This is a genomic window from Acidovorax sp. Root267 (assembly GCF_001429215.1).
GTDB classification, from domain to species: Bacteria; Pseudomonadota; Gammaproteobacteria; order Burkholderiales; family Burkholderiaceae_C; genus Acidovorax; species Acidovorax radicis.
The window spans coordinates 1-2,500 of record NZ_LMJC01000001.1 but is presented as its reverse complement, the minus strand read 5'-3'; the positions used below and the strand labels follow the sequence as shown (position 1 = coordinate 2,500).

The following is a 2,500-nucleotide window of genomic DNA, read 5'->3' as shown; positions in this document are numbered from 1 at the left end:
GTGTTGCAAAACTAGCGGATGAGCTGTGGATAGGGGTGAAAGGCTAAACAAACTTGGAAATAGCTGGTTCTCTCCGAAAACTATTTAGGTAGTGCCTCAAGTATTACCGTCGGGGGTAGAGCACTGTTTAGGCTAGGGGGTCATGGCGACTTACCAAACCTATGCAAACTCCGAATACCGACGAGTACAGCTTGGGAGACAGAGCACCGGGTGCTAACGTCCGGACTCAAGAGGGAAACAACCCAGACCGCCAGCTAAGGTCCCTAAAATTGGCTAAGTGGGAAACGAAGTGGGAAGGCTAAAACAGTCAGGATGTTGGCTTAGAAGCAGCCATCATTTAAAGAAAGCGTAATAGCTCACTGATCGAGTCGTCCTGCGCGGAAGATGTAACGGGGCTAAGCCAGTTACCGAAGCTGCGGATTTGCAATTTATTGCAAGTGGTAGGAGAGCGTTCTGTAGGCCTGTGAAGGTGTCTGGTAACGGATGCTGGAGGTATCAGAAGTGCGAATGCTGACATGAGTAGCGTTAAAGGGGGTGAAAAGCCCCCTCGCCGTAAGCGCAAGGTTTTCTACGCAACGTTCATCGGCGTAGAGTGAGTCGGCCCCTAAGGCGAGGCAGAGATGCGTAGCTGATGGGAAACAGGTCAATATTCCTGTACCGATCAATAGTGCGATGTGGGGACGGAGAAGGTTAGCTCAGCCAACTGTTGGATATGTTGGTTCAAGCCTGTAGTCGTGCCTGGTAGGYAAATCCGCCGGGCTTAGATGAGGGGTGATAACGAGTCTGCTTGCAGACGAAGTGAGTGATACCCTGCTTCCAGGAAAAGCCACTAAGCTTCAGCTATTGACGACCGTACCGCAAACCGACACTGGTGCGCGAGATGAGTATTCTAAGGCGCTTGAGAGAACTCAGGAGAAGGAACTCGGCAAATTGATACCGTAACTTCGGGAGAAGGTATGCCCCAAGTAGGTGAACCTGTACAAGGCGAGCCCAACGGGGTTGCAAAAAATCGGTGGCTGCGACTGTTTAATAAAAACACAGCACTCTGCAAACACGAAAGTGGACGTATAGGGTGTGACGCCTGCCCGGTGCTGGAAGATTAAATGATGGGGTGCAAGCTCTTGATTGAAGTCCCAGTAAACGGCGGCCGTAACTATAACGGTCCTAAGGTAGCGAAATTCCTTGTCGGGTAAGTTCCGACCTGCACGAATGGCGTAACGATGGCCACACTGTCTCCTCCTGAGACTCAGCGAAGTTGAAATGTTTGTGATGATGCAATCTCCCCGCGGAAAGACGGAAAGACCCCATGAACCTTTACTGTAGCTTTGTATTGGACTTTGAACAGATCTGTGTAGGATAGGTGGGAGGCTTTGAAGTGAGGTCGCTAGATCTCATGGAGCCAACGTTGAAATACCACCCTGGTGTGTTTGAGGTTCTAACCTAGGTCCATTATCTGGATCGGGGACAGTGCATGGTAGGCAGTTTGACTGGGGCGGTCTCCTCCCAAAGCGTAACGGAGGAGTTCGAAGGTACGCTAGTTACGGTCGGACATCGTGACGATAGTGCAATGGCATAAGCGTGCTTAACTGCGAGACTGACAAGTCGAGCAGATGCGAAAGCAGGACATAGTGATCCGGTGGTTCTGTATGGAAGGGCCATCGCTCAACGGATAAAAGGTACTCTGGGGATAACAGGCTGATACCGCCCAAGAGTTCATATCGACGGCGGTGTTTGGCACCTCGATGTCGGCTCATCTCATCCTGGGGCTGTAGCCGGTCCCAAGGGTATGGCTGTTCGCCATTTAAAGAGGTACGTGAGCTGGGTTTAAAACGTCGTGAGACAGTTTGGTCCCTATCTTCCGTGGGCGCTGCAGATTTGAGGAAGCCTGCTCCTAGTACGAGAGGACCGGAGTGGACACACCTCTGGTGTATCGGTTGTCACGCCAGTGGCATTGCCGAGTAGCTAAGTGTGGAAGAGATAACCGCTGAAAGCATCTAAGCGGGAAACTCGTTTCAAGATGAGATCTGCCGGGGCCTTGAGCCCCCTAAAGAGTCGTTCAAGACCAGGACGTTGATAGGTCAGGTGTGGAAGCGCAGTAATGCGTTAAGCTAACTGATACTAATTGCTCGTGCGGCTTGACCCTATAACTTTGATAGCCAACACACGAAAGTGTGAAAAGCTCAAAGATTGTTATGCCAAGTTGACGCAGTCAAAAGACACAAAATCTGATTCCAAACTCTATGAATTCGCCAGGCTGTTCCATGAACAGCCCAGCACCAAGTTATGCCTGATGACCATAGCAAGTTGGTCCCACTCCTTCCCATCCCGAACAGGACAGTGAAACGACTTTGCGCCGATGATAGTGCGGGTTCCCGTGTGAAAGTAGGTCATCGTCAGGCTCTTACAGCCCAGAAAACCCCAGTCAGCAATGACTGGGGTTTTTTGCTTTGGGGTCGTGAAATCCTTTGGAGCGGTGACATCCAAAGTGCTTCATTCATTG

Annotated in this window: 2 rRNA genes (1 of these 2 cut by a window edge); both read left to right on the top strand. The window is 50.9% G+C overall.

The window, feature by feature from the left end:
* Positions 1 to 2,143, top strand: a 23S ribosomal RNA gene (locus ASE39_RS00010) (it extends 736 nt beyond the left edge of the window).
* Between the two features lie 143 nt (positions 2,144 to 2,286).
* Positions 2,287 to 2,399: ribosomal RNA gene (rrf, locus tag ASE39_RS00005) — 5S ribosomal RNA — on the top strand.
* Positions 2,400 to 2,500 lie beyond the last annotated feature (101 nt).